25 protein-coding genes are annotated in these 23,541 nt (G+C 72.7%); 10 read left to right on the forward strand and 15 right to left on the reverse strand.

Translation table 11 applies throughout. The features are described 5' to 3' along the window. Nucleotides 1-51: 51 nt before the first annotated feature. Entirely contained in the window at nt 52-1,512 is a 1,461-nt protein-coding gene (locus ABFJ78_RS38760; RefSeq protein ID WP_436392425.1) for an aminotransferase class I/II-fold pyridoxal phosphate-dependent enzyme, read from the forward strand. A 48-nt stretch (nt 1,513-1,560) separates the two neighbouring features. Here the strand turns inward: ABFJ78_RS38760 and ABFJ78_RS38765 are convergent, their stop codons facing one another. Then, nucleotides 1,561-2,040: a hemerythrin domain-containing protein gene (locus ABFJ78_RS38765; RefSeq protein ID WP_436392427.1), complete on the reverse strand. Its 480-nt coding sequence runs from the start codon at nt 2,038-2,040 to the stop codon at nt 1,561-1,563. 8 nt (nt 2,041-2,048) lie between these two features. Further along, nucleotides 2,049-2,411 (reverse strand): hypothetical protein, encoded by a 363-nt coding sequence (locus tag ABFJ78_RS38770; RefSeq protein WP_436392428.1) that lies wholly within the window; start codon nt 2,409-2,411, stop codon nt 2,049-2,051. A gap of 97 nt (nt 2,412-2,508) precedes the next feature. Here ABFJ78_RS38770 and ABFJ78_RS38775 point away from each other — a divergent pair, with 97 nt between their 5' ends. Continuing rightward, a complete protein-coding gene (locus ABFJ78_RS38775) occupies nt 2,509-3,597 on the forward strand; it encodes a carboxylate-amine ligase (RefSeq protein WP_436392429.1) in 1,089 nt (362 codons plus the stop codon). On the opposite strand, the gene ABFJ78_RS38780 is transcribed toward ABFJ78_RS38775, so the two are convergent. Beyond that, entirely contained in the window at nt 3,594-3,989 is a 396-nt protein-coding gene (locus ABFJ78_RS38780; RefSeq protein ID WP_436392430.1) for an STAS domain-containing protein, read from the reverse strand. The genes ABFJ78_RS38775 and ABFJ78_RS38780 overlap by 4 nt on opposite strands. A 113-nt stretch (nt 3,990-4,102) precedes the next feature. On the opposite strand from ABFJ78_RS38780, the gene ABFJ78_RS38785 reads away from it, so the two are divergent. Further along, complete coding sequence (locus tag ABFJ78_RS38785; protein WP_436392431.1) at nt 4,103-5,236, forward strand: carboxylate-amine ligase; 1,134 nt, start codon at nt 4,103-4,105, stop codon at nt 5,234-5,236. Nucleotides 5,237-5,245: 9 nt separating this feature from the next. Then, on the forward strand, nt 5,246-6,247 hold the full coding sequence (locus tag ABFJ78_RS38790; protein ID WP_436392432.1) for an iron-containing redox enzyme family protein: 1,002 nt from the start codon (nt 5,246-5,248) through the stop codon (nt 6,245-6,247). Here the strand turns inward: ABFJ78_RS38790 and ABFJ78_RS38795 are convergent. Continuing rightward, on the reverse strand, nt 6,229-6,441 hold the full coding sequence (locus ABFJ78_RS38795) for a CDGSH iron-sulfur domain-containing protein (RefSeq protein WP_436392433.1): 213 nt from the start codon (nt 6,439-6,441) through the stop codon (nt 6,229-6,231). The genes ABFJ78_RS38790 and ABFJ78_RS38795 overlap by 19 nt on opposite strands. Beyond that, the gene (locus ABFJ78_RS38800) at nt 6,428-7,138 is read right to left on the reverse strand and encodes a methyltransferase (RefSeq protein ID WP_436392434.1); all 711 of its coding nucleotides are present in this window, start codon (nt 7,136-7,138) and stop codon (nt 6,428-6,430) included. The genes ABFJ78_RS38795 and ABFJ78_RS38800 overlap by 14 nt, the downstream gene beginning before the upstream one ends. 163 nt (nt 7,139-7,301) lie before the next feature. On the opposite strand from ABFJ78_RS38800, the gene ABFJ78_RS38805 reads away from it, so the two are divergent. Next, entirely contained in the window at nt 7,302-7,457 is a 156-nt protein-coding gene (locus tag ABFJ78_RS38805) for a hypothetical protein (protein ID WP_436392435.1), read from the forward strand. Between the two features lie 60 nt (nt 7,458-7,517). Here the strand turns inward: ABFJ78_RS38805 and ABFJ78_RS38810 are convergent, their stop codons facing one another. From ABFJ78_RS38810 to ABFJ78_RS38825, 4 genes are all read right to left on the reverse strand, one after another. Continuing rightward, the gene (locus ABFJ78_RS38810) at nt 7,518-9,371 is read right to left on the reverse strand and encodes a CheR family methyltransferase (protein WP_436392436.1); all 1,854 of its coding nucleotides are present in this window, start codon (nt 9,369-9,371) and stop codon (nt 7,518-7,520) included. Between the two features lie 11 nt (nt 9,372-9,382). After that, nucleotides 9,383-10,153 (reverse strand): ATP-binding protein, encoded by a 771-nt coding sequence (locus ABFJ78_RS38815; protein ID WP_436392437.1) that lies wholly within the window; start codon nt 10,151-10,153, stop codon nt 9,383-9,385. Continuing rightward, on the reverse strand, nt 10,150-11,157 hold the full coding sequence (locus ABFJ78_RS38820) for a chemotaxis protein CheB (protein WP_436392438.1): 1,008 nt from the start codon (nt 11,155-11,157) through the stop codon (nt 10,150-10,152). The genes ABFJ78_RS38815 and ABFJ78_RS38820 overlap by 4 nt, the downstream gene beginning before the upstream one ends. 81 nt (nt 11,158-11,238) lie before the next feature. Continuing rightward, nucleotides 11,239-12,513, reverse strand: coding sequence for an ATP-grasp domain-containing protein (locus tag ABFJ78_RS38825; protein ID WP_436392439.1), 1,275 nt, complete (start codon nt 12,511-12,513; stop codon nt 11,239-11,241). Between the two features lie 83 nt (nt 12,514-12,596). Here ABFJ78_RS38825 and ABFJ78_RS38830 point away from each other — a divergent pair, with 83 nt between their 5' ends. Both ABFJ78_RS38830 and ABFJ78_RS38835 read left to right on the forward strand, forming a co-directional pair. Beyond that, on the forward strand, nt 12,597-14,099 hold the full coding sequence (locus tag ABFJ78_RS38830) for an FAD-dependent oxidoreductase (protein WP_436392440.1): 1,503 nt from the start codon (nt 12,597-12,599) through the stop codon (nt 14,097-14,099). Then, a complete protein-coding gene (locus tag ABFJ78_RS38835; protein WP_436392441.1) occupies nt 14,096-14,941 on the forward strand; it encodes an endonuclease/exonuclease/phosphatase family protein in 846 nt (281 codons plus the stop codon). The genes ABFJ78_RS38830 and ABFJ78_RS38835 overlap by 4 nt, the downstream gene beginning before the upstream one ends. Here the strand turns inward: ABFJ78_RS38835 and ABFJ78_RS38840 are convergent. Continuing rightward, nucleotides 14,938-15,453, reverse strand: coding sequence for a DUF1360 domain-containing protein (locus ABFJ78_RS38840; RefSeq protein WP_436392442.1), 516 nt, complete (start codon nt 15,451-15,453; stop codon nt 14,938-14,940). The two genes, ABFJ78_RS38835 and ABFJ78_RS38840, sit on opposite strands and share 4 nt — an antisense overlap. Beyond that, on the reverse strand, nt 15,450-16,244 hold the full coding sequence (locus ABFJ78_RS38845) for an SDR family NAD(P)-dependent oxidoreductase (protein WP_436392443.1): 795 nt from the start codon (nt 16,242-16,244) through the stop codon (nt 15,450-15,452). Before ABFJ78_RS38845 ends, ABFJ78_RS38840 begins: the two co-directional genes overlap by 4 nt. A 96-nt stretch (nt 16,245-16,340) precedes the next feature. On the opposite strand from ABFJ78_RS38845, the gene ABFJ78_RS38850 reads away from it, so the two are divergent. Both ABFJ78_RS38850 and ABFJ78_RS38855 read left to right on the forward strand, forming a co-directional pair. Further along, complete coding sequence (locus tag ABFJ78_RS38850) at nt 16,341-17,354, forward strand: DNA topoisomerase IB (RefSeq protein WP_436392444.1); 1,014 nt, start codon at nt 16,341-16,343, stop codon at nt 17,352-17,354. 133 nt (nt 17,355-17,487) lie between these two features. Further along, nucleotides 17,488-17,829 (forward strand): hypothetical protein, encoded by a 342-nt coding sequence (locus ABFJ78_RS38855; protein WP_436392445.1) that lies wholly within the window; start codon nt 17,488-17,490, stop codon nt 17,827-17,829. Nucleotides 17,830-18,418: 589 nt separating this feature from the next. On the opposite strand, the gene ABFJ78_RS38860 is transcribed toward ABFJ78_RS38855, so the two are convergent. Together ABFJ78_RS38860 and ABFJ78_RS38865 are read right to left on the reverse strand one after the other, a co-directional pair. Then, nucleotides 18,419-18,799, reverse strand: a complete 381-nt coding sequence (locus ABFJ78_RS38860) for a VOC family protein (RefSeq protein ID WP_436392446.1) — start codon at nt 18,797-18,799, stop codon at nt 18,419-18,421. Nucleotides 18,800-18,803: 4 nt separating this feature from the next. Further along, a complete protein-coding gene (locus tag ABFJ78_RS38865; protein ID WP_436392447.1) occupies nt 18,804-19,790 on the reverse strand; it encodes a YihY/virulence factor BrkB family protein in 987 nt (328 codons plus the stop codon). Between the two features lie 81 nt (nt 19,791-19,871). On the opposite strand from ABFJ78_RS38865, the gene ABFJ78_RS38870 reads away from it, so the two are divergent. Continuing rightward, on the forward strand, nt 19,872-20,339 hold the full coding sequence (locus ABFJ78_RS38870; protein WP_436392448.1) for an SRPBCC family protein: 468 nt from the start codon (nt 19,872-19,874) through the stop codon (nt 20,337-20,339). Here the strand turns inward: ABFJ78_RS38870 and ABFJ78_RS38875 are convergent, their stop codons facing one another. Both ABFJ78_RS38875 and ABFJ78_RS38880 read right to left on the reverse strand, forming a co-directional pair. Continuing rightward, a complete protein-coding gene (locus tag ABFJ78_RS38875; protein WP_436392449.1) occupies nt 20,340-21,755 on the reverse strand; it encodes an FAD-dependent oxidoreductase in 1,416 nt (471 codons plus the stop codon). It lies immediately after the preceding gene. A gap of 188 nt (nt 21,756-21,943) precedes the next feature. Next, nucleotides 21,944-23,536: a phytoene desaturase family protein gene (locus ABFJ78_RS38880; RefSeq protein ID WP_436392450.1), complete on the reverse strand. Its 1,593-nt coding sequence runs from the start codon at nt 23,534-23,536 to the stop codon at nt 21,944-21,946. Between the last annotated feature and the right edge of the window lie 5 nt (nt 23,537-23,541).

Genomic DNA, 23,541 nt, shown 5'->3' on the forward strand with positions numbered 1-23,541 from the left:
GTCACACCACGGGGGTGTTTCACCCGGCCGGCTTCCGGCTACCCGCGCGGAATGGACCACAGCAAGGCACCGGTGCTCGAAGCCCTGCGCGACTACCACCGCACCGGGTACGTCCCGTTCAACGCGCCCGGCCACAAGCAGGGCCGGGGCATCGACCCGCGGGTGCTCGAGGTCGTCGGCGCCGACGTGTTCACGTCCGACGTCATCGCGCTCAACGGCCTCGACGACCGGCTGATGCGCCAAGGCGTCCTGGCCGAAGCCCAGCAGCTGATGGCCGACGCGGTCGGCGCCGAGCACACGTTCTTCTCCACCTGCGGCAGCTCGTTGTCGGTGAAGAGCGCGATGCTCGCGGTCGCCGGCCCGCACGAGAAGCTGCTGGTGCCGCGGCACGTCCACAAGTCGGTCATCTCCGGCCTGATCGTCAGCGGCGTGCACCCCGTGTGGGTGCGGCCGCACTGGGACGCCGAGCAGCGGATGACCCACCCGCCGGGCGTCCGGGAGTTCGCCGAAGCGTACGAGCGCGACCCCGAGGTCAAGGGCGCCCTGATGGTGACCCCCACCGACTACGGCACGTGCGGCGACATCCGCGCCGTCGCCGAGTGGTGCCACGAACACGGGATTCCCCTGATCGTGGACGAGGCGTGGGGCGCGCACCTGCCCTTCCACGACGGCCTGCCGCCGTGGGGCATGGACGCGGGCGCCGACGTGTGCGTCACGAGCGTGCACAAGATGGGTGCCGCGGTCGAGCAGAGCTCGGTGTTCCACCTGCAGGGCGACCGCGTCGACCCGGACGTGCTGAAGGCGCGCGAAGACCTGCTCGGCACGACCAGCCCCAGTTCCCTGGTGTACGCGGCCCTCGACGGGTGGCGGCGGCAGATGGCCGAGCAGGGCAAGCAGCTGCTCGACGGGGCGCTGCAGCTGGTGACCTCGGTGCGCGGCCGGCTGGGCGAGCTGGGGTTCACCGTGCTGCACGACGAGTTCCTCGGCCCGGACCTCGCGGACTCCGTCGACCCGCTCAAGGTCGTGCTCGACCTGGACCCGCTGCGCATCAGCGGCTACCAGGCCGCCGACTGGCTGCGCGAGCAACAGCGCGTCACCGTCGGCCTGTCCGACCACCGCCGGATCGTGGCCCAGTTCACCCATTCCGACGACGACGCGACGGCGGGCACGCTGATCGACGCGCTGGGCGCGCTGCTCGAGGCGGCGCCTTCGTTCGAGAAGCCGCCGAAGGTCGAGATCCCGCCGCCCCACGAGTTCGAGCTCGAGACGGCGATGCTGCCGCGCGACGCGTTCTTCGGCCGCACCGAGCAGGTACCGGTGGGCGAGGCCGCGGGCCGGATCGCGGCGGAGATGATCACGCCGTACCCGCCGGGTGCGCCCGGGGTGCTGCCGGGCGAGGTGATCACCCGGCCGATCCTGGACTACCTGCGCAGCGGGCTGAAAGCGGGCATGGAGCTGCCCGACCCGGCCGACTCCGATCTGAAGTCGGTCCGGGTGGTCGCCCAGCAGTGACGGCGAAGGCGGCACTTTCCCGGGGAAGTGCCGCCTTCGCCGGTCACCTCAGGCCTTGGCGCTCTTGAGTTCCAAGGGGTTCTTGGGTGCGTCGCCGCGGGCGTCGATCATCCGCTGCCCCAGTTCCTGCAGCTGCTTGCGGCCCATCGCCGAACGGACCTCCGGGAACCACTCGTCTTCTTCCTCTTCGACGTGGTGGCGGACGTTTTCCGTCAGCACCGTCACCTTCGCGTCGAAGGTCTCGTCCTTCGGGTCCATGCCGAGCAGCTCGGACAGCATCCACACGACGACGTGGTGCTCCTCCACGCTTTCCAGGACGTGGTCCTTCGTCTCCGGCACGGCTTCGCGCGCGGCCGGGTAGAAGATCTCCTCCTCGATGTACGCGTGGACGGTCAGCTCTTCGATGATCGAGTCGGCGATCCGGCGTTTCTCGCCGTACGCCTCGTCACCCGCCTTCTCGAACTCCTTGAACAGCTTCTCCACGGTCTTGTGGTCGTTCTTGAGCAGCACGATCGCGTCGGTCGACATCGGTGTCCTCACGGTGCGGCCAGGTCCCGCAGGGTGACCTGGGCGTTCTCCAGTTCCTTCGTCATCAGCAGGGCCACGGTCCGGGCGTGGGTCAGTGCCCGGCCGACGTCCCCCACCGCGTCCCACGTCGCCGCGACGGCGTCGCCGCCGCCGTGGCCGGCGGTCACCCGGCCCGACAGCAGGCCTTCCTCCAGCCGGCCCTGCAGGGCGGGCAGCAGGTGGGTCAGGTCGTCCGCGAGCAGCCGCAGGGCGCCCAGCACGCGGTACATCTCGGCGGGTGAGTCGAGCTCGCCGTCGCCGACGCAGCGGGCCAGCCGGCGCACGGTGGCCCCGGCGTCGGCGGCCAGCAGCGACGGTGTGGAGGCGTTCATGACCGTCCGGTTACCCGCTCGCGGCCCGCGAAAACGCCGTTTGCGCGGCACCCCGCCCGGGTATCCCACCGGCTCCCCGACCAGCAGGAGATCATCGGTGAAACCGGACGTGCTGACCTTCGGCATCGAAGAGGAGTTCTTCGTCGTCGACCGGCGTGGTCACCTTTCCCAGGCCGGCGACGACGTCGTCGACGCCGCGGAAGCCGCCGAGGACGTCCAAGGCGAGCTGCAACACGAGCTGAACCTGTCGCAGGCCGAGGCCGCGACCGGCGTCTGCAGCACGCACGCCGAAGCACTGCGCCAGCTGGGCGGGCTGCGCGAAGACCTGGCCAAGGCGGCCCGGGCCCGCGGCTACCGGCTGCTGCCCGCCGGCGCGCCCCCACTGTCCGAAGCGGAGCCGCCGCGGATTACGCCGAACCCGCGCTACCAGCGGATGGCCGAGCACTTCGGCGCCACCGCGCGGACTTCGCTGACCTGCGGCTGCCACGTGCACGTCGCGATTCCCGACCAGGCGCGCGGGATCGACGTGCTCAACCACGTCCGGCCGTGGCTGCCCGCACTGCTGACGATCACCGCGAATTCGGCGATCGCCGACGGCTTTGACACCGGCTACGCCAGCTGGCGCTACCACCAGTGGAGCCGGTGGCCCTCGGCCGGGCCGCCGCCGCGGTTCGCGTCCCTCGACGAGTACGAGAGCATCGTCGACGGCTGGCTGCGCTCCGGCGCGATCCTCGACCGCGGGATGATCTACTGGGACGTCCGGCTGTCGGAGAAGCAGCCGACGCTGGAGTTCCGCATCTCCGACGTCGCCGCGACGCCGACGGAAGCGGTCCTGCTGGGAGTGCTGGCCCGCGGGCTCGTCGCGACCGCGCTGGCCGAGGACGGGCCGGCGCCGGAACTGTCGAACGAGGTGCTGCGCGGCCGGCTCTGGCGGGCGTCGAAGGAAGGCGTGACCGGCTGCTGCCCGCATCCCGGGACCGGGGACCTGGAACCGGCCAAGGCGGTGCTGGACGACCTGATCGCGCTGACCGCACCTGCTTTGGAGGCGGCGGGAGACTTGGACTTCGCGCGGGAGGCAACGGCCCGCTTGGCGGCCGAGGGTGGCGGCGCGGACCGGCAGCGGCGCGCCTTCGCGGAAAAGAACCGGGCGGAAGACGTAGTCGACCTGCTGACCGGCAGCGGCTAGCGCAGGAGCGGTTCGAGTTCGTCGAGCAGTTCGAGAGCGCGGACGGCGGCGCGGGAGCGGCCGGGGTCGACGACGAGGTGGACGCCGGCGGCTTCGGCGTGCCGATGGGCGCGCACCAGGACCCGCAGGCCCGCGGCGCCGAAGAACCGGACCTCGCCCAGGTCGACCCTGAGGACGCCGGGGCAGGCGCGGACGTGCTCGGCCAGCGTCGCTTCGAGCGTCCCGGCGGTGCACAGGTCGATCTCGCCACCGACCTGCACGACGATCGCGTCGGGCGACTTCCACCGGAGCCTGCTCCGGAGGTCGCCGTCGGCCGGGGCGCGGGGCGACGGCAGCCGGTGCGTCAGCGGCGGATCGGCTCCGGCCACGCGCGGGCGCTCGTGAGTTGTCATGGGTCAGAAGTACCCCTCGCGCGTCGACGGCCAAACAAAGGCCGGGCACAGGCGCATTTCCGGCCGCCGAGCGGGTATCCGCCGCCGAGCGCCCGCGCGGAAGGAGCCCGCCCATGTCCGACGGCCCGCCCACGATGGGCGTCGAAGAGGAGTTCCTCCTCGTCAACCCCCGCACCGGGCACGCTTCGGCGTGCGCGGAGCCGGTCCTGGCGCGGTACCGCCACCACGGCCCGCTGCCGGACGGCGTCCGGGTGCACCGCGAGCTGCGGCTCACGCAGATCGAGGCCGCCAGCGGCGTCTGCACCACCGCCGTCGAGCTGCGTGACCAGCTGACCGCCGCCCGGCGCGTGCTGGCCGGCGCGGCCGCGGCCGAAGACTGCGCCCTGCTGGCCACCGGGACGCCGGTCGGGCCCGGGCCGGCCACCCCGCCGCCCGCGGCCACCGGCCGCTACGCCGACATCGACGCCGCCTACGGCGCGCTGGTCGCCGACTACGAAGCCTGCGGCTGCCACGTCCACGTCGGGGTCGCCGATCCCGACACCGCGGTCGCGGTCGTCAACCACCTCGGCCGCTGGCTGCCCACGCTGCTCGCGCTGTCGGCCAACGCGCCGTTCGACCACGGGCGCGACACCGGCTATCACAGCTGGCGGATGGTCCTGCAGTCCCGCTTCCCCGGCTCCGGCGTCGCACCGCACCTGCGGGACCACACCGAGTACCGGCGGACCGTCGACACGCTCGTCGGCTGCGGCGCGCTGGTTGACCCGGACCAGACGTTCTGGCTGGCGCGGGTCTCCGGCCGGTTCCCGACCGTGGAGTTCCGCGTCGCCGACACCGCGCTGACCGTCGACCACGCCGTGCTGCAGGCCCTGCTGAGCCGGGCGCTGGTGCGGCGGGCGCTGGCCGACCTCGCCGCCGGACGCGAAGCCGCGCCGCTCTCCCCGCAGGTCGCCGCGGCGGCGGTGTGGGCCGCCGCGCGCCACGGGCTGACCGGCCCGCTGGTCGATCCGCTCGAAGAGACGCGCCGCCCGGCGTGGTCGCGGGTCGAGGCGCTGCTGGACCACGTCCGGACGGCGCTCGAGGACAGCGGGGACCTGGCCGAGGTCCAGGCGCTCGTCGCGGCCCTGCGTGCCGACGGGACCGGATCGGTGCAGCAGCGCGCGGTCGCCGGGCGCGGGACGGCGGAGGCGGTGCGGTGGCTCACCGCGCGGACCGTGCCGGTCGGGCATGGAACGCGGCTGACCGGGTAAACCCCGGCCATGACGACCTTCACCGCCGCGGCCGCTTTGCCGGCGTCCCGCGGTCCGCTTTCGGAGACCGTGCTGCACACGCTGCTCCGCGAACAGCCGCGCGCGGACCTGAGCTTCGACGGCCTGGCGGACGCCGACCCGCTCGGCGACGACCTCCAGCTCGCCCTGCACCTCTGCTACGAGCTGCACTACCAGGGCCTGCCGGGCGTCTCGGCCGACTGGGAATGGGACCCGGAGCTGCTCCGGCTGCGCGGGGCGCTGGAGGCGCGGTTCCTGGCCGCGCTGCGGGAAAACGTGCCGGGCGGCGACGACGTCACCGCCGAGCTCGACGCGCTGCTGGTCGAGCCGATCGACGCCGAAGGGGTGTCGCACTTCCTGCGCGACCACGGCGACTGGGACCAGGTGCGCGAGTACTTCACGCACCGCTCGATCTACCACCACAAGGAAGCCGACCCGCACGCGTGGGTGATCCCGCGGCTGCGCGGCCGGGCCAAGGCGGCGCTGGTGGCGGTGGAGTTCGACGAGTTCGGCGGCGGCCGCGCGGAGCTCGCGCACTCCCGCCTCTACGCGGACCTGCTGCGCGCGGCGGGCCTGCCGGACGGCTACCTCGAGCTGATCGACCGGGTGCCGGGCACGATGCTCGCGGTGGTCAACATGATGTCGATGTTCGGCCTGCACCGATCGCTGCGGGGCGCGCTGTGCGGCCACTTCGCGGCGGCGGAGATCACGACGGCGCCGTCCGCGACGCGGCTGGACCAGGCGCTGCGGCGGCTGGACGCGCCCGAGGCGTGCCGGTTCTTCTACACCGAGCACATCGAGGCGGACGCGGTCCACGAACAGGTGATGCGCCATGACGTGCTCGGCGACCTGCTCGAGCGGGAGCCCGGGCTGGCCGCCGACGTCGTGTTCGGGATCCAGGCTACGGAGTTCCTGGAGGGCCGCTTCGGCGCCCGGCTGCTGGAGAGCTGGCGCGCCGGGCGGTCGTCGCTGCGTCAACCGCCGGAAGACTGAGTCCGGACGCGTTTGCGGTGGCTCGTGTCGCAGAAGGGGAACCGCTTGCTCCGGCGGCACGCGCACACCGCGACGACGAACCGGTCGGACGTGACGACCTCGCCGTCCGGCGTGCACAGCTCGACCGGTCCTTCGACGAGGACCGGTCCACCCGGGACGACGGTGACGCGACGGGGACGGTCAGCGGACGGCACGCAGCACCACCAGCTCCTCCATCCGCTGCCCCGGCTCGATCAGGCCGGCGGCCTCCAGGAACTCCGTCCGTCCGGAAAGGACCGGACCGAACGGGATGCGCGCGGTCCGGTCCACCTCGGCCCGAAGTCCCCGCGCGGTGAGCATCCGCAGCGATTTGTCTACATCGGACAGTGTGGAGTGGACGATCAGCAGCGCGCCGCCGGGCCGCAGGAGCGTGCGTGCCTGGGCGCAGAGCGGGTCGAGGACGGCGCGGCCGTCCGGGCCCGCGTCCCAGCCGCGGGTGGCGCGGACCGTCGCGGCCGGGGACGGCACGTACGGCGGGTTCGCGACGACGACGTCGAACGGCCCCTCCCCCAGCGCGGTCGTGAGGTCGCCGCGGCGGGGCCGGATCCGCAAGCCCCGGGTGAGGGCGTTGAGGCGGACCGACGCGAGCGCGCGGCGGGAAAGGTCCAGCGCCAGCACGGTTTCCGCGCCGCGGCGGGCGAGGGTGAGCGCCTGGGCGCCGGTGCCCGTGCAGAGGTCGAGGGCCCGCGCGCCGGGCGGGATCGCCAGGTCGTCGATCGCCGCGGCGAGCAAAGCGGTGTCCTCCTGGGGGCGGTAGACGCCCGGGAGCCGCAGCAGCCGCGGGGCGGGCCGGAGGACGACGGGCCGGGCGGCCAAGGGGCCCGGGCGGACGGGTTCCGCCGACGTGGTCATCTCGGTCTCCTTCACCTCGCCGCGGCCCGGCGCATTCGCCGGCGGACAACCGCGTCGCACCCGGCTACCCGGCGAAGATCCGCGCAAACGGATCAGCCGCGGGTGGTTGAACGGGAGCCGCCGGGGTAACCGTCTCCGGAAACGACTCCAGGGAGGATCCGAGATGACGTCGCAGGACCGCACGCAGCACCCGACGGACCCGGCCGAGGGCGAGGACCCGCACGGCGACACCCCCGAAGCCCAGCGCGAGACCCTGCGCGGCGAGCAGGGCACGTCGAGCGGCGACCAGCACGACGACAGCGACCCGCAGTCCGGCTGACGCGGGCACGCTCCGGGCGCGGGGCGCCGGCACGATCACGGGAGCCCCGCGGCCCGGAACCTAGGGCGCCGCCGGGGTTTCCTCCATCATCAGCAGCGCGCCCTGGCTCTCGCCGTTCGCCCCGCGCAGTGCGCCGCAGCGCAGGTGCACCACCGTCGCCCGGCCGCGGCGGTTGATCGCCTCCAGCACGATCTCCGTGTGGAAGCCCGCGTCCGCCAGCGCGTCGCGGACCGCCGGTCGCAGCTCCGCCAGCGGGAGCCCGATGTCCAGGTTGAGCAGGTGCGTCCCCTCCGCCTCCTCCCGGCGCACGCCCCACAGGTCCTCGGCGCCGCGGTTCCAGGCCTTGACCAACATCTCGCGGTCGACCACCACGATGCCCACCTGGACCGACGTGAGCACCGACTCGAAGAACTCGTCGACCTCGTCGAGGTCCAGGCTGCGCTCGCGCAGGGCGTCGTTGATCGTCTGGAGCTCGTCGTTGGTCGACTGGAGCTCCTCGTTCATCGTCTCCAGCTCTTCGTTGGTGGACTGGAGCTCTTCGTTCGTGGTTTCCAGCTCCTCCACCGTGGACTGGAGCTCCTCGTTGGTGGTCTCCAGTTCCTCGTTGGTCGACTGCAGCTCTTCGTAGGCCGATTCCAGCTGGCGGTTCGTGTGTTCCAGCTCGGTGAGCAGCTGCCGCGCCGAGCTGACGTCGTGGAACACCACCGACACGCCGACGAGCTTCTTCTCCTTGCCCACCAGCGGGTTGACGTGCACCTCGTACCAGACGACCTCACCGGCCCGGCGCCACTCGACGTCCTTGATCCGCAGCGAGCGCCGCTCCAGGCGCGCCTGCTCGACGTACGCGCGCAGCGCCACCGGGCGGTAGGACACGTCGAGGTCGCGCAGCGGGCGGCCGATGTCGCGTTCGGACAGTCCGAACGCGACCTCCGCCTGCGCGTTGACGAGCGCGGTGACCTCGTCCTCGGTCACCACGATCTGCGCCACCGGGCTCGCCGAGAACGCGTGCTCGCGCAGCTCGTCGAGCCCGGAGATGTCGCGGTTCCGGCGCTGCGGGAACCCCGGCGAGACGAAGTGGTTGTAGCTGACCGGAGCGTTGACGGCCTTGCGGAACACGCGGCGCTTGAGGTCGAGGGGTTCGAAGATCCGGGCGTGCGAAAGCAGCATCTCGGCCTTGCCGAGGAACAGCATGCCCTTGGGCGCCAGCGCGAAGTGGAACCGCTCGAGGATCTTCGTCTGCATCTCGGCGTTGAAGTACATCAGCGTGTTGCGGCAGACCAGCAGGTCGATGCGCGAGATCGGCGCGTCCTGCACCAGGTCGTTGCGGCCGAAGATCACCGAGCGGCGCAGGTCCTTGCGGAAGCAGTAGCGGCTGCCCTGCAGCTCGAAGTACTGCTCCAGCTGGCCCTCGGTCAGGCCCTCGACCTCGACGGGGGTGTAGGCCGCGTGCCGCGCCTGTGCCAGCGCCTCCTCGTCGACGTCGGTGGCGTAGATCTTGACCCGCTGGCGGAACGCGTCGACGCCGATGGCGTCGGCGAAGAGCATGACGAGGCTGTAGGCCTCTTGGCCGCCCGCGCAGCCGGCGCTCCACACCCGGATCGGCTCCTCCGGACGGCGCTCGGCCAGCAGACCGGGCAGCACGTGGTCACGCAGGTACTCCCAGGCATCCGGATCGCGGAAGAACCCGGTGACGTTGATCAGGATCGTGTTGAACAACGACACGAACTCCTCGGAGTTCACCTGGAGCTGGTCGATGTAGTCCGGGTAGTTGTCGACGCCGATCTGGCTCATCCGCCGGCGGACCCGCCGCATCAGGCTGCTGCGCTTGTACCCGGTGAAGTCGAAGCCCCGCGACTCCTTCAGGTACGCGAGCACCGACTCGAATTCGCCGTTCGGCTCGGTGGGCTCGGTCACGGTCCGACACGCTACCGGCCGTCGCGGTCACCGGACGGAGCGGTACGCGTGGGGAGCACCGCCCAGACGACCTTGCCGCCGGACCACGAGCGGCTGCAGCCCCAGACCTTCGCCACCTCGGCGACCATCCGCAGGCCGAGCCCCGGCTCGAGCGCGCCGAGCCGCTCCCGCAGGACCGCCGGCCGCGGTTCGTCGTCGGTCACCGCGACGCTCAGCAGGTCGCGCCGCAGCTCCAGCCGCACCCGCGGCGCCGACTCGGTGTGCCGGATGACGTTCTCGACGAGCTCCGTCACCACCAGCAGGGCGTCCTCGGCCAGGTCCGGCACGGTCCACTCCGCGCAGACGCGCCGGACGAAGTCGCGGGCGAGGGCCGACGAGTTCGCCGAGCGGGCCAGCAGCTGCGCGGCCCGGCGGCGCGGCGGCCGCTGGAGCCGCTGCTCGGCGGTATCCCGGTCGTCGTGCACCGGCACGAACCGGTCGACGGTCCGGGCGCCGAGCATCGCACGGTGCTCCGGCCGGTCGGTGACCACGGCGAACGGGATGCCCGGCCAGTCGCCGATCCGCATGGCGACCAGCGAAAACACGGTCACCAGCGCGGGATCGTGGATGGTGAGGCCCCCGATGTCCGCGATGAGGCCGTCGGGGGCTTCCGCGGAAAGCTTGAGCAGTCCGTCGCGCAGCTGGGGGTAGGAGTCGATGGCGAGGACCCCGGTGACGAACGCGGTCGTCGCCCCGGTCCCGTGACTCGGCTCCACGTGCACTTCGCCGGCCGCGAGGCTCATGGCGAGGCCCCGGCCTCCGCGCCGAGCGAAAACAAGAACCTGCGCAGGGTCTCCGCGGCCGCGGCGCACTCCTTCGCGGTGCCGGCGTACCGGTCCGCGAGCATGCCGTGCCGGCGCTCGGAATCCTTGCGCAGGCGCTCGGCCAGCGCGGCCTTCTCGTCCAGCGTGCGCAGGGCCATCCACAGTGCCCGCTGCAGTTCGGTGTCGTGGGCGCCGAGCAGGGCTTCCGCCGACCACGCGTGCCCGATCCGGCACCGGTACTGACCCGCCGCGTCGACTTCCATCAGCGCTCCCTGGCAGTCCGGGCAGGTGAACCCGGACGGCGGGAGCGCGGCGTCCGGCGCCACCGACCCCAGCCGCACCCCGTCGCGGGCGATCCGGTCCTCGATGAGCAGTGCGGGCGACGGCGGCGGAACGTCCGCTCCGTCCACCGGGACCCGGACGATCTTGTCCAGCGCCGGGCCGAGCTCGCCCGCCGGCAGGACGCATTCGGCGTCCACCAGGGCCAGCGCGCTCTCCGGCATCCCGGCGTACAGGGCATCGGCCGGGTCCTGCACCACCGCCGCCCCACCGCGGTCGACGATCGAGCGCAGTCCCAGCGCCCCGTCGTCGAGCGCGCCCGAAAGGACCACGCCGACCACCCGCGGCCCGGCCGTCACGGCGGCGGACCGGAACATGGCGTTGATCGCCGGCCGGTGCCTGCTCTCCGTCGGGCCCTTGGTCAGGATCACCGAATCGCCGTCGACCAGCAGGTGGTGGTCGGGCGGCGCCACGTAGATCCGGCCCGGCCGCAGCGGGGCGCCGTGCGTGGCGGCCATCGCGGGGACCGGGCCGGCCCGGTCGAGGATCATCGGCAGCGCGCTGCGCGAACCCGGCGCCAGGTGCATGGTCACCAAGAGGGTGGCCGGGAAGTCGGCGGGCAGCGACCGGACGAGCGCGCGCAGCGCCTCGACCCCGCCGGCCGACGCACCGGCGACCACGACGTCCCGCCGGACTGCGGGCACGGCGACCACCTCCTGCGGACCCACGGTAGACCTCGCGCGTGGTCCCGGATAGCCCGCCCGGTGCTGGTCGAAACCCGGTCGTCACCCTTCGCCGAACTCGAACCGCAGGGCGTCCACGCACGCCTGGTACTTCTGCGTCATCTCGTGCTCGGTGTGCGCCGCCACGAACAGCTGCGCCAGCTCGAAGCTGTAGCTGTCCTGTTCCGGCAGCTCGGAAAGGCGCTGCCCGGCCGCCGGCACGATCTCGATCTGCGTGCCGTCGATCCGGTCCTCGATCGCCGCGATCTCTTCCGGGCTCGGCACGCGCGTGACGACGCCGTCTTCGAAGCGGCGCAGGTACCACTTCCCGGCGATCTGGTACTTGCCCTTGCTGGGCCGGCGCCCGGGATCCTGGCCGAGGCCGAGGCGCACCATGATCTCGTGGTTGGCGACGCCGTCGACGAACTCGAACAGCTCGGCGTGCGACTGCGAGTGCCGCGGGTTGATCTCCAGCAGGGCGACCTGCCCCGATTCGGGGTCGCAGAAGAACTCGATGCTGAAGGTGCCGTTGTCGTAGCCGATCTGCCGCATCACCCGCTCGGCCACCTCGCGCATCCGCCGCACGGGCTCCTCGCCGAGCTGGGACGGGTACTGGTGGCGCAGGAACGACGAGCTGTCCGGGTAGTTGATCGAGTCGAGGGCGCCGTAGACGACGACCTCGCCGTGGTAGACGTAGCCCTCCACGGCGGCCTGGACGCCGTGCAGGGCCTCTTCGGCCAGGCAGGCCGCCCCGCCGACCCGGGCGATCTCCGGCGGCAGCTGCACCTGGTCGAGCACGTACCCGAACGGCTCGCCCACCCGGCCGACGCCGGCGCGGATCTCGGCGACCGCGTCGGCGAACTCGGCCTCGTTCCCGGCCTTGAACGCGAGTTCGGAGGAGAACGACTTGACCGGCTTGAGCCACATCGGGAAGCCGACCCCGCGGGGCGGGGCCGGGTGCTCGTCGTCGAGGTCCACGATGCCGAAGTTCGGCAGCTCGTCGATCACCTTGCGCTGCTCCAGCCGGCTCCAGTACTTGTGTTCGCACTTGAGCACCGCCTCCAGCGAGAGGCTGGGGAGGCCGTACCGGGCGCACAGGATCGGGACGAGCGTCGCCGCCGGGAAGTCCCAGTAGGTGACGATGGCGCCGACATCGCCGTCGAAGGCGTCCAGCTGGTGCTGCGCGGTCTTCAGCAGCGCTTCGAAGTCGATGTCGCCGTGTTGCAGGTCTTCGGGGGTCAGCAGGCCGTGGAATTCGTACGTCCCCGCCCACGGCAAGCGGTCCAGTACGCGCTGGTTCTCCTCGTCCAGGCCGATCACGAAAATGTTGGTACTCATGTCCGAGACCTACCCGGGCCCCACCGGCCGAAACGGGCCGGACGGCCGAGTTTCGGGACGGCGGGAACGGGCAACCCGCGCGCATGACCGCATTGCCCGAACCGCTTTCCCTCTGGGTCGAGACCGCGCCCGCGCCGGACCGCACCGGCGTGCCGGTCCCCGAGTCGGCCGACGTCGCCGTGCTGGGCGCGGGCATCGCCGGGCTCACCACCGCCCTGCTGCTCGCCCGCGGCGGCCGCTCGGTCGTCGTGCTGGAAGCGGAACGGGTCGCCGCCGGGGTGTCCGGCCACACCACCGCGAAGGTCAGCGCCCAGCACGGGGCGAAGTACGCGGACCTGACCTCGCGGCACGGCGAGAAGGCGGCGCAGACCTACGCCAAGACGCAGACCGCGGCCCTCGAATGGATCGCCGCCACCGCGGCCGACCTGGGCATCGACTGCGGCTTCACGCGCGCGGACAGCTACGTCTACACAACGCGGGAAAACACCGTCGACTCGCTGAAGCGCGAGGCGGAAGCCGCCGCCGCGGCCGGCCTGTCCGCCTCGTTCACCACGGACGTCGCCCTCGACGTGCCCACGCTCGGCGCCGTCCGGACCACCGGGCAGGCGCACTTCCACCCGCGCCGGTGGCTGCTCGGGCTGGCCGCCGACGTCGAGCGCGCGGGCGGCACCGTCGTCGAGAACGCCCGCGCGACCGCGCTGAACGGCCAGACCGTCCGCACCTCGCGCGGCGACGTCGTGGCGGGCGAGGTCGTCGTCGCGACCCACTACCCCGTCCTCGACCGCGGCCTGTACTTCGCGCGGCTCGAGCCGGTCCGCGACCTGGTCGTGGCGGGTCCGGCGGCCGGGAACGCGCCGCCCTCGGGGATGTTCCTCGACGCCGACACCCACCACTCCGTGCGCGGCTACACCGAGTCGGGCACGCCGATGGTGATCGCCGGCGGCGAGCACTACCGCGTCGGGGCGCACGTCCACGTCGAGCGCCGGTACCAGCGGCTCGCGGACTGGGCGGACGCGCACGCGGGCCTGCACCGGGTGACCCACCGCTGGTCCGCGCACGACATGTCCACTGTGGACCTCCTGCCGTACGTCGGCCGGTACCTGCCGGGGACGAAGAACCTGTGGGTGGCCACCGGGTTCGGCCAGTGGGGCATGACCGGCGGCACCGCCGCGGGCCACGTGCTCGCCGCGCGGATCCTCGGCGAGCCGCACCCGGCCGCGGACCTGTTCGACCCCAACCGCTTCGACGCCCGCTCGGTGCTCGGCGTGGCCGAGGACAACCTGACCGTCGCGAAGTACCTGATCGGCGACCACGTGGCGGCGCTGTGGCGGTCGGAGAAGCTCGACGACCTAGCGCCCGGCGACGCCGAGGTCGTCCGCGTCGGCGGCGAGCTCGTCGCCGCGCACCGCGACGAAGCCGGGCAGCTGCACACCGTCGGCGCGCACTGCACGCACCTGGGCTGCCTCGTCTCGTTCAACGACGCCGAGAAGACCTGGGACTGCCCCTGCCACGGCTCGCGGTTCGGCGTCGACGGCGAAGTCGTGCAGGGGCCCGCGGTCCGCCCGCTGCGGCGCGGACCCGGATGAGCCGCTTGCGCGTCCTCACGATGAACGTGCTGGCGCCGGAGTACGCGTGCTGGCCGGACCGGCGGAGGTTGCTCGCCGGGCGCCTGCGGGCCTTGGAGCCGGACGTCGTCGCGCTGCAGGAGATCGCTCCGGACGGCGTAGCCGACCTGCTGGGCGAGGGCTGGCACGTCGTCGCGCACTCCGGCGTCGACGGCGGGGTCGGAGCGGCCCTGGCGAGCCGGTGGCCGATCGGCGAGACCCACGAGATCGACCAGCGGCCCGCCGGACGGCCGATCCGGCCGGCGTGGTGCGCCACCGTCGTCGCGCAGGTGCTGGCGCCGCCGCCGTGGGGTCCACTGTGGATGGTCCACCACAAGCCGAGCTGGCCCTACGGGTACGAAGCCGAACGCGAAGTGCAGGCGCTGCGCACGGCCCGGTTCGTCGAGGAGCTGCTCCCCCGGCCCGAAGAGCACGTGGTGCTGCTCGGCGACCTGGACGCGCCACCGGACTCGGCGAGCATCCGGTTCCTCACCGGCAAACAGGCGCTGAACGGCGCCAGCGTCTGCTATACCGACGCGTGGGCGAGCCTGTACCCCGAGGAGGCCGGGCACACGTTCACCCCGGCGAACGCGCTGGTCCGAGCCGGGGACATGCCGCTGGAGACCGGCCGCCGGATCGACTACGTGCTGGTCCGCGGCGGCCCGTGGGGACCACCGCTGGCGGTCGCCGCGTGCCGGCGGGTGCTGGTGGACCCGATCGACGGCGTCCAGGCGAGCAACCACTACGGCGTCTTCGCCGAGCTGGCCCTCCCGCCGCACCCGCCGGGCGCGTGGCCGGCACTTTCACGTGAAAGTGCCGGTTAGCCGGAGGCGAGCTTCTTGCCTGCGTCGTAGAGCAAGTGGAGCGCGTCGGCGACACCCACGGCGGTCAGGACCGTCGCCGCCAGGCGGGTGGGCCGGGGCGCGATGACCAGGCCCGCCGCCAGCCCGGTGCCGATCCACACGTTCAAGCAGAACGGGCACGACAGGAGCTCGCCCAGCGCGTGCTCGACGTGCCCCTTCCCGGGCACGGACTCGTTGAGCTCGTCGTCGCCGGCCGGCTCTTCGTACCGCGTGAACGGCGCGCGCAGCGGGCTCGTCACCGCGTCCTTGGCCAGCAGCCTGCTGGCCTTGAACGTCGCCGTGCCCAGCAGCACCGTGTCGCCGAGGCCGAACCGGCGGGGCAGCCGCTTGCCGAGGACGCGGCCCAGGGCCGTGAGCCCGCCGACGAGGGTGCCGTACGCTCCCATCACCCCGACGTACCCGGCCAGCGGGCGGTCGGCGTCGCCGGCGTAACCGCGCTGCACCTGCTTGGCTTTTTCCTTGACGACGCTCATTCGTCCGCCGATCCGGGCTTCATCATCTTGCCCTGCTGCTTCGCCTTGGCCTCGTCCGGCAGCACGCGGGACGCGGCCGACTGGAGCTTGTTCTTCGCCGCGCCGGGCACGATCTTGTCCTCGCCGTTCATCAGGGCTTCGTAGCCGGCTTCGGCGATCTCCGCCGGCGAGTCCTTGTCGCCGGCGGCGAGCTTCGTGTCCTCCATGTCCGCGCGCTCGAAGAACTCGGTGTCGACCGGGCCGGGCAGCATCGCCGTCACGGTGACGCCCTTGTCCTTCACCTCGGCGCGCAGGCCTTCGGAGAACGACGTCAGGAACGCCTTCGAAGCGGCGTAGACCGCCTGGTAGGGCGCCGGGGACGTGCCGGCGATCGACGAGGTGAACAGCACCCGGCCGTGGCCCCGGCCGACCATGCCGGGCACGACCCGCTTGGTGAGGTGCACGGCCGAGCGGACGTTGAGGTCGACCACGGTCAGCTGGTCTTCGAGCCGGGTGTCGCCGGCGAACTCGCCGTTGATGCCGACGCCGGCGTTGACGGCGAGCGCCTCGACCGGGCGGCCGTCGAGGTGCCGGACGAGCTCCTCGACCCCGTCGGCGGCGGCGAGGTCGGTCCGGACCGTCTCGACCTCCGCCCCGCAGGCGCGGACCTCGTCGGCGGCCGCGGCCAGCTCGGCGTCCTCGGCGGCGAGCACGACGTCGAAGTCGTGCCGCGCGAACTGCTTCGCCAGCTCGAGCCCGATCCCGCTGGACGCGCCGGTGACGACGGCCAGCGGCTTGGTGGCGGTGCTCATGCGAACCGCTCCCTTCCGGTTGACTTCCCCCGGCTTACCCGGCCCGCCGTCGGGCAATCATGGTTTCCCGGTACGCCGGGTGGGTATTTCGCGGCGATGGGACGCACCCGACTCCGCCGCAGCGACCTGCGCGGCCCCGGCATCCGGCGGATCCGCCGCGGCCGGGGCTTCTCCTACGCCATGCCCGATGGCTCGCCGGTCACCGACCCGGAGCTGCTCGACCGGATCAAGGGCCTGGTCATCCCGCCCGCCTGGCGGAACGTGTGGATCTGCCCCTACCCGAACGGGCACGTCCAGGCCGTCGGCACCGACGACGCCGGGCGGCGGCAGTACCTCTACCACGAGCAGTGGCGCCGGGACCGCGACGAGGAGAAGCACGACCGCGTGCTGGCGATGGCGCGCCGGCTGCCGGCGTGGCGAGAGGCGGTCGAGGAGGACCTCGCCGGGTCCGGGCTCACCCGGAAGCGGGTGCTCGCGGCGGCGCTGCGGATGCTCGACCGCGGGATCTTCCGCACCGGCGGCGAGGAGTACGCGGAGGAGAACGGCACCCACGGCGTCGCGACGCTCCTGCGTTCCCACGCGTCGGTCCGCGGCGACGAATGCCGGTTCTGCTACGTCGCCAAGGGTGGTCTCGACCGCGAAGTGGCGATCCGGGACGCCGCGCTCGCCTCGGTGGTGAAGTCGCTGCTGCGCAGCAAGTCCGGCAGCGACCGGCTGCTCGTCTACCGCGAGGGCCGGACGTGGCACGAGGTGCACGCGGCCGACATCAACGAGCGGTTCAAGGAGCTGGCCGGCGACGACTGCACGGCGAAGGACCTGCGGACGTGGAACGCGACGGTGCTGGCGGCGGCCGCGTTCGCCGCGGCCGAGGCGCCGGCGTCGAAAGCCGCGGCCAAGCGCGCGGAGTCCGGGGTGATGAAGGAGGTCTCGAAGGCGCTCGGCAACACCCCGGCGGTGTGCCGGTCGTCCTATGTGGACCCCCGGCTGGTGGAGGCCTACCGCGCCGAGCGCACGATCTCGGCGGCGACGAAGCGGGCCGCGCGGCTCGAGGGCGACGAAGCGCGGGCGGTGCTGGAGAAGGCGTGCGCGCGGCTGCTCAGCCGCGCGTGATTGAAGATCACCCGGGCGGGGAACTCCCGGGTGGCTCTTACCCTGGCGAGTGACAGGAGACACGGTGAGTGAGCGTCGATCCACCCGTCCGTGTACTGGCCCGCGGACCCGCTCGTCCGGGAACCTGGGACCGATGAACTCCGACGCTTCCCCCGTGCGCTGGCGCGCGTCGATCGGCCTGACGGTCGGCGGCGACGGCCCGGTGTCGAGCATCGTCGAGTCCGAGCACGGCAGCGAGGGATCGGCGCGGGAGTGGGTCGAGCGGAAGCTGCCGCGGACGAGGTTCCCGGCGTGGATTCCGGCGGCCCGGCGCGCCGACGGGGTCGAGTTGTTCGGCCAGGTGGCCCGGGGGCGGGTCGTGACCGGGCGGTTGGTGCCCACTTGGGAGTCCGAAGGGACTGCTGTCTGGCACGCCGATCCGGCCGGGGATCAGGTTCGGTGGCGTCGCTGTGCCGTGGAGCCCGCGGAAAGCTGAGGGTTCCCGAGGGGCAGGGGAAGGGTGCTGCCACGCGAGTGGGCATGCCGGCTGGCTGATGTCATGAACGGGTCTTTCAGCGCGCCGGACGTCATGAACGAGTCGTTCACCACGCCCCGCACGTCCTGACCAACCCAGCACCGCGAGGCCGCCCGCCACCAACCCCACGTCATGAACGAGTCGTTCACCGCGCGCCGGACGTCAGGGCTCCGGCAAAGTCGTGGCCGCGCGGTCTGCCCGGCGTCGCGGCGATGTCATGAAAGGGTCGTTCATGTCGTCTGACGAAGTGAGCGACCCGTTCATGACGTGCGGGCGACCGGATCGGCCGCGCTGACCTGACTTTGCTGGGCCCCTTGCGCGCCGCGTCATGAACGAGTCGTTCACCGCGCGCCGGACGTCAGGGCTCCGGCAAAGTCGTGGCCGCGCGGTCTGCCCGGCGTCGCGGCGATGTCATGAAAGGGTCGTTCATGTCGTCTGACGAAGTGAGCGACCCGTTCATGACGTGCGGGCGACCGGATCGGCCGCGCTGACCTGACTTTGCTGGGCCCCTTGCGCGCCGCGTCATGAACGAGTCGTTCATGACGTCGCTTCAGGCCTCCCCCACGTCCTTGCGCAGCAAGCAGAACTCGTTGCCCTCCGGGTCCTGCAGCACCTCCCAGGACTCGCTCCCGTCCTGGCCCACATCCGCCCGGCGGGCCCCCAGCGCCAGCAACCTCGCCAGCTCCGTGTCCTGGTCCGTCCCCGCCGGGCTCACGTCCAGGTGCAACGGCAGCTTGCCGCGCTTCGGGTTCTCCGTCCGCGCCAGGACCAGTGTCGGCGGGCCGGAACCGAACCGGCCGCCCGGTGGGCCCAGCTCGAGGCCGTCCGGCTCGTGGCCGATCACCTCGTAGCCGAGCACCGCGCACCAGAACTCGGCCAGCCGGTCCGGGTCGTGGCAGTCCAGCACCAGCTCCGTGATCCGGCAGGCCATCCGCTCAGCTCCGTTCGGTTTCCCTCGCCACGTCCGCGGCTTCGTCCTCGTCCATCGCCTTCGTGTCGCGCGGGGGCAGGAACGGCTCCGCCTGGTCGTCCTCGCGGCCCGCCTCGATCGCGCGCCCGCGGGCCACCTCGGCGTCCAGCTCGGCCCCCAGCAACACCGCGATGTTCGAGATCCACAACCATACAAGGAACACGATCACCCCGGCCAGCGAACCGTAGGTCTTGTTGTACGACCCGAAGTTCGCCACGTACAACGCGAACCCGGCCGACGCCAGCACCCACAGCACCACGGCCAGCAGCCCGCCCGGCGTCAGCCACTTGAACCCCGGCAGCCGCACGTTCGGCCCCACCCAGTACAGCAGGGCGAACGCCAGGCTGACGAGCAGCGCGATCACCGGCCACTTCGCGATCTCCCACACCAGGACACCGGTCGAGCCGAGCCCGATCGCGTCGCCGATCCGGCGGGCCACCGAGCCGGTCGCCACCACGCCCAGCGCGCACGCCGCCAGCAGCACCACGATGCCGACCGTCAGCGCGATCCGCAGCGGGATCGTCTTCCAGACCGGCCGGCCCTCCGGCATGCCGTAGATCGCGTTCGACGCGCGCATGAACGCCCCGATGTAGCCCGACGCCGACCACAGCGCGCCGAGCAGGCCGATGATCGCCAGCGGCCCGGCCAGGCCGCGCGAGCCGGCCAGCTCCTTGATCGCGCCGACGAGGATGTCCTTGCCCTGCCCCGGGACCAGCTGGTTGATGTTGTCGATCACGGTCTGGATCGCGTTCGGGCCCAGCAGGCCGAGGATCGCCGTGAGCACGATGATGCCCGGGAACAGCGACAGCACGCCGTAGTACGTGAGCGCCGCGGCCCAGTCGGTCAGGTTGTCGCGGTTGAACTGCTTGAAGGTGCGTTTGAGCACCCCGCCCCACGTCCGCTTGTCGAGCTCGCCCGGTCCTTCGGGCGCTTTCCGTCCGTTGGCTGCCATCGCCACCTCCTGCTCCGGCGCGGGGCATACCCCGTCCCGGACGGGGTACTCCTCGTTCGTCCCGACCAGCAGGAGGAAGCCGTGACCGAGGTCAGCCGCGTGATCGACGTACCGCCCGAAGCCGTGTTCGAGGTGCTGGCCGACGGCTGGCTCTATGCCGGCTGGGTGGTCGGGAGCTCGCACATCCGCGGCGTCGACGGGGACTGGCCCGCCGTGGGCTCGCGGATCCACCACAGCGTCGGCCCGTGGCCGGTGCACATCCAGGACCAGACGGTCGTGACGGCCGTCGAGCCGGGCCGGTCGCTGTCGCTGGAAGCACGTGGCTGGCCGCTGGGCGCGGCGGCGGTCGGGTTGACGCTCGTGCCGCACGGCGAGGGCGAGACGCTGGTCCGGATGACCGAGCACATCGTGCGCGGCCCGGGCAAGGTGCTTCCGGCGGCCCTCCAGTCGCTGCTGGTGAAGCCACGGAACACGGAGTCGCTGGCCCGGCTGGCGGACTTGGCGACCGGCAAGTACGCCCGGTCGAAGAGCGGCCACCCGCGTCCGTGATCAGCCGGCGGGCTCGCCGAACCAGCGGGCCAGGTGGGCGTCCAGCTCCTGCTGGTGCTCGCCGATCCAGGCGACGTACCCGTCGGGGCGGAGCAGCAGCGCCGGCGCGTCCACGGCCGCCGTGGGATCCGCGATGACGTCGACCCGGTCCGCCCAGCCCCCGGCGCTCAGCCGCTCGGTGCGGTCGAGCACCAGACCGCGGCCTGCGCGCAACCGGTCATAAAGACTCCCCTGCTTCAGTTCGACGTCACGCAGGCGGCGGCCGACCAGGTCCGGGGCCGCCCCGAAGTCGTAGCGGATGCCGAGCGCGGTGATCTTCTCGATCAGGTACCGGTTCACCTCGGGGAAGTCCATCAGCTCGGCGAGCAGCCCGCGCACGGCCCGCGGGCCCGGCCCGGGGGAGTGCAGTTCCACCTGGGCCCGGGTGTTGTCCAGCACGTCCTGGGCCACCGGATGGCGTTCGGCGTGGTAGGTGTCCAACAGGGTTTCCGGCGCCCAGCCGCGAATCCGCGCGGCGAGCTTCCAGCCGAGGTTGACCGCGTCCTGGACGCCCAGGTTCAGGCCCTGCCCGCCGGCCGGCGGGTGGATGTGCGCCGCGTCGCCGGCCAGCAGCACGCGCCCGACCCGATACTGCTCGACCAGCCGGGTGGCATCACCGAAGCGAGACAGCCAACGCGGGGAATGCACGCCGAAGTCGGTGCCGGCGACGGCGTGCAACGCCTGCCGGAAGTCCTCGATGCCGGGCGGTTCCGCGCCGGCTTTCGATTCGGCGACCACAACGCGGTAGACGTCCTCTCCGAAGGGCCGGAAGTCGAAGGCCTTGTTCGTCTCGCGGACCTCGGTCACCTTCGCCGTGATCTCCTCCGGCGGCGCGGCTGCTGCCAGCTCGCCCATCAGCGTGAACGTCCGCGCGGGTTCACCGGGGAAGCCGACCCCGAGCAGCTTGCGGACGGTGCTGCGCGCGCCGTCGCAGCCGACGACGTACCGCGACCGCAGCCGCTCGCCGTCGGCCAGTTCGACGGTCACCCCTTCGTCGTCCTGTTCCAGGTTGGTCACCGGGCACCCGCGCCGGATCTCCGCGCCCAGGTCGGCCGCGTGGTCGCCGAGCAGCCGGTCGACGACGGGCTGCGGGATGCCCAGCTGGTACGCGGAGCCGAGCCCTTCGGGTGCCGGTTTGGGGATGGCGGCGAAGACCCCGCCGACCGGGCGCCGGCGGCCGCGTTCGAGGAGGCGGTCCAGCAGGCCGCGCATCGCCATGAGCTCGAGGCTGCGGACGTGCAGGCTCACGACGCGCGCGAACGACGACGCGGGCTCGGGTTCCTTTTCCAGCACGAGGACCCGCACGTCGTGCAGCCGCAGTTCGGCGGCCAGCATCGCGCCGGTCGGCCCGCCCCCGGCGATGATCACATCGAACACGAACCACCCGTTTCCGCAGGTCCCGGCATCGGCGGCCGAGTATGCGGCAGGCGGCGTGCGGCCGCAAGCGAAATAAGGCAGGGAAAGAACGCCGGGCTCGGCGGTGGATCCCGGGTGGCGGCCGGAGGCACCGGCGCTCAGCCGCGGATCGCACGGCGAGCCGCCCGGATCACCGCCACACCCCGCGCTCAGCCGTAGATCGCGCGGTGAGCCGCCCGGATCACCGCCGCATATCCCCCACCCAAAACACCAGCCCGCGCGAGCGCCGCGCGAGCCGCGTTGGATCCGGGCCCACCGTGCACCGCGCCGCCCGGGTGTGCCGACGCGCCCGCCAGGAACAAGCGGTCGACCGGCGTGTCCGCGCGGCCCGTCCCCGGGACCGGGCGGAAGAACAGCTGCTGGTGGATCGCCGTCGTGCCCGCGTTGATCGCGCCGCCCACCAGGCCCGGGTTGTGGTCCGCCAGCTCGGCCGGCCCCTGCACGTAGCGGGCCTTGATCAGGTCGGTGAACCCCGGCGCGTTCGCCTCGACCGTCTCCTCGATGCGCTTCACCCGCCGCTCCAGCGCGGTGCGGTTCTCCATCGTCCCGCGCGGCACGTGCGTGTACGCCCACGCCGCCTCCGTGCCCGCCGGCGAGCGCGTCGGGTCGGTCGTGGTCATCTGGCCCAGCAACAGGAACGGGCGGCGCGGGGTGCGGCCGCGGGCGAGTTCGCCGCCGAACGCCGACAGCCCGTCCAGGTCCGTCCCCAAGTGGATCGTGCCGGCGCCGCGCGCCTCCGAGGCCGTCCACGGGATCGGGCCGGACAACGCCCAGTCCACCTTCACCGTCGCACTGTCCCATTCGAACTTGCCGAGGTCTTCCAGCAGCCGCGACGGCAGCCACTCCGCCCCCACCAGCTTGCGGTACAGCACCGGCGCCGGCACGTCGGCGAGGACGGCCTTGTTCGCCCGCACCGCGACGCCGGAATCGTCCCGGACGCCGAGCGCCCGGCCGTCGCCGACGAGCACCTCGCGCACCGGACGTCCACAGTGGACCTGCCCGCCGCGGGACTCCAGCCGGCGCACCAAGGCCGCGACCAGCTCCCCCGCCCCGCCTTCGGGGACCGGGAAGCCCACGTCCTGGCCGATCATCGCGAGCAGCCAGCCGAAGACCGCGCTGCCCGCGTTGTCCACGGACAGGTCGCTGTGCGCGGAGTTCCCCGCCACGAGCAGCTTCGCGCCCTCGCCGGTGAACAGCTCGTCGCCGAACCGGCGCGCCGGCAGCGTCAGCATCCGCGCCAGGCGCAGCGCGTCCCCGGTTCCGGTGCGCCGCAGCAGCTTCAGCGCCGGGCGGACCGGCGGGAACGGCGTGAACAACGCGTTCAGCAGCGGCTCGCGGAGCTCGCGCCACTGCTCGAACAGCCGGCGCCACGCGTCGCCGTCGCCCGGGGCGAACTCGTCGGCCGAGGCCGCCGTGCGGTCGACGTCCCGCGACAGCACCGCGCACCGGTCGTCGGGCAGCACGTGCGCGAGGACGTCGGGCGCGTGCCGCCAGCGCAGGCCGTGTTCCTCCAGCTTCAGGCCCCGGATCACCGGCGACACCGCCGAGAGCGGGTAGAAGGCGCTGAACAGGTCGTTGCGGAAGCCCGGCTCGGTGACCTCGGCCGTGCGGACCGCGCCGCCCACGTGCTCGGTCGCCTCCAGCACGAGCACCGACCAGCCCGCGTCGGCCAGCAGGTTCGCCGCCACCAGTCCGTTGTGGCCGGCGCCGATCACCACGGCGTCGGCGGCTTCGGTGCTCACTGGCG

Origin of the sequence: Amycolatopsis sp. MEPSY49 (assembly GCF_051337345.1) — a bacterium.
Taxonomy (GTDB): domain Bacteria; phylum Actinomycetota; class Actinomycetes; order Mycobacteriales; family Pseudonocardiaceae; genus Amycolatopsis.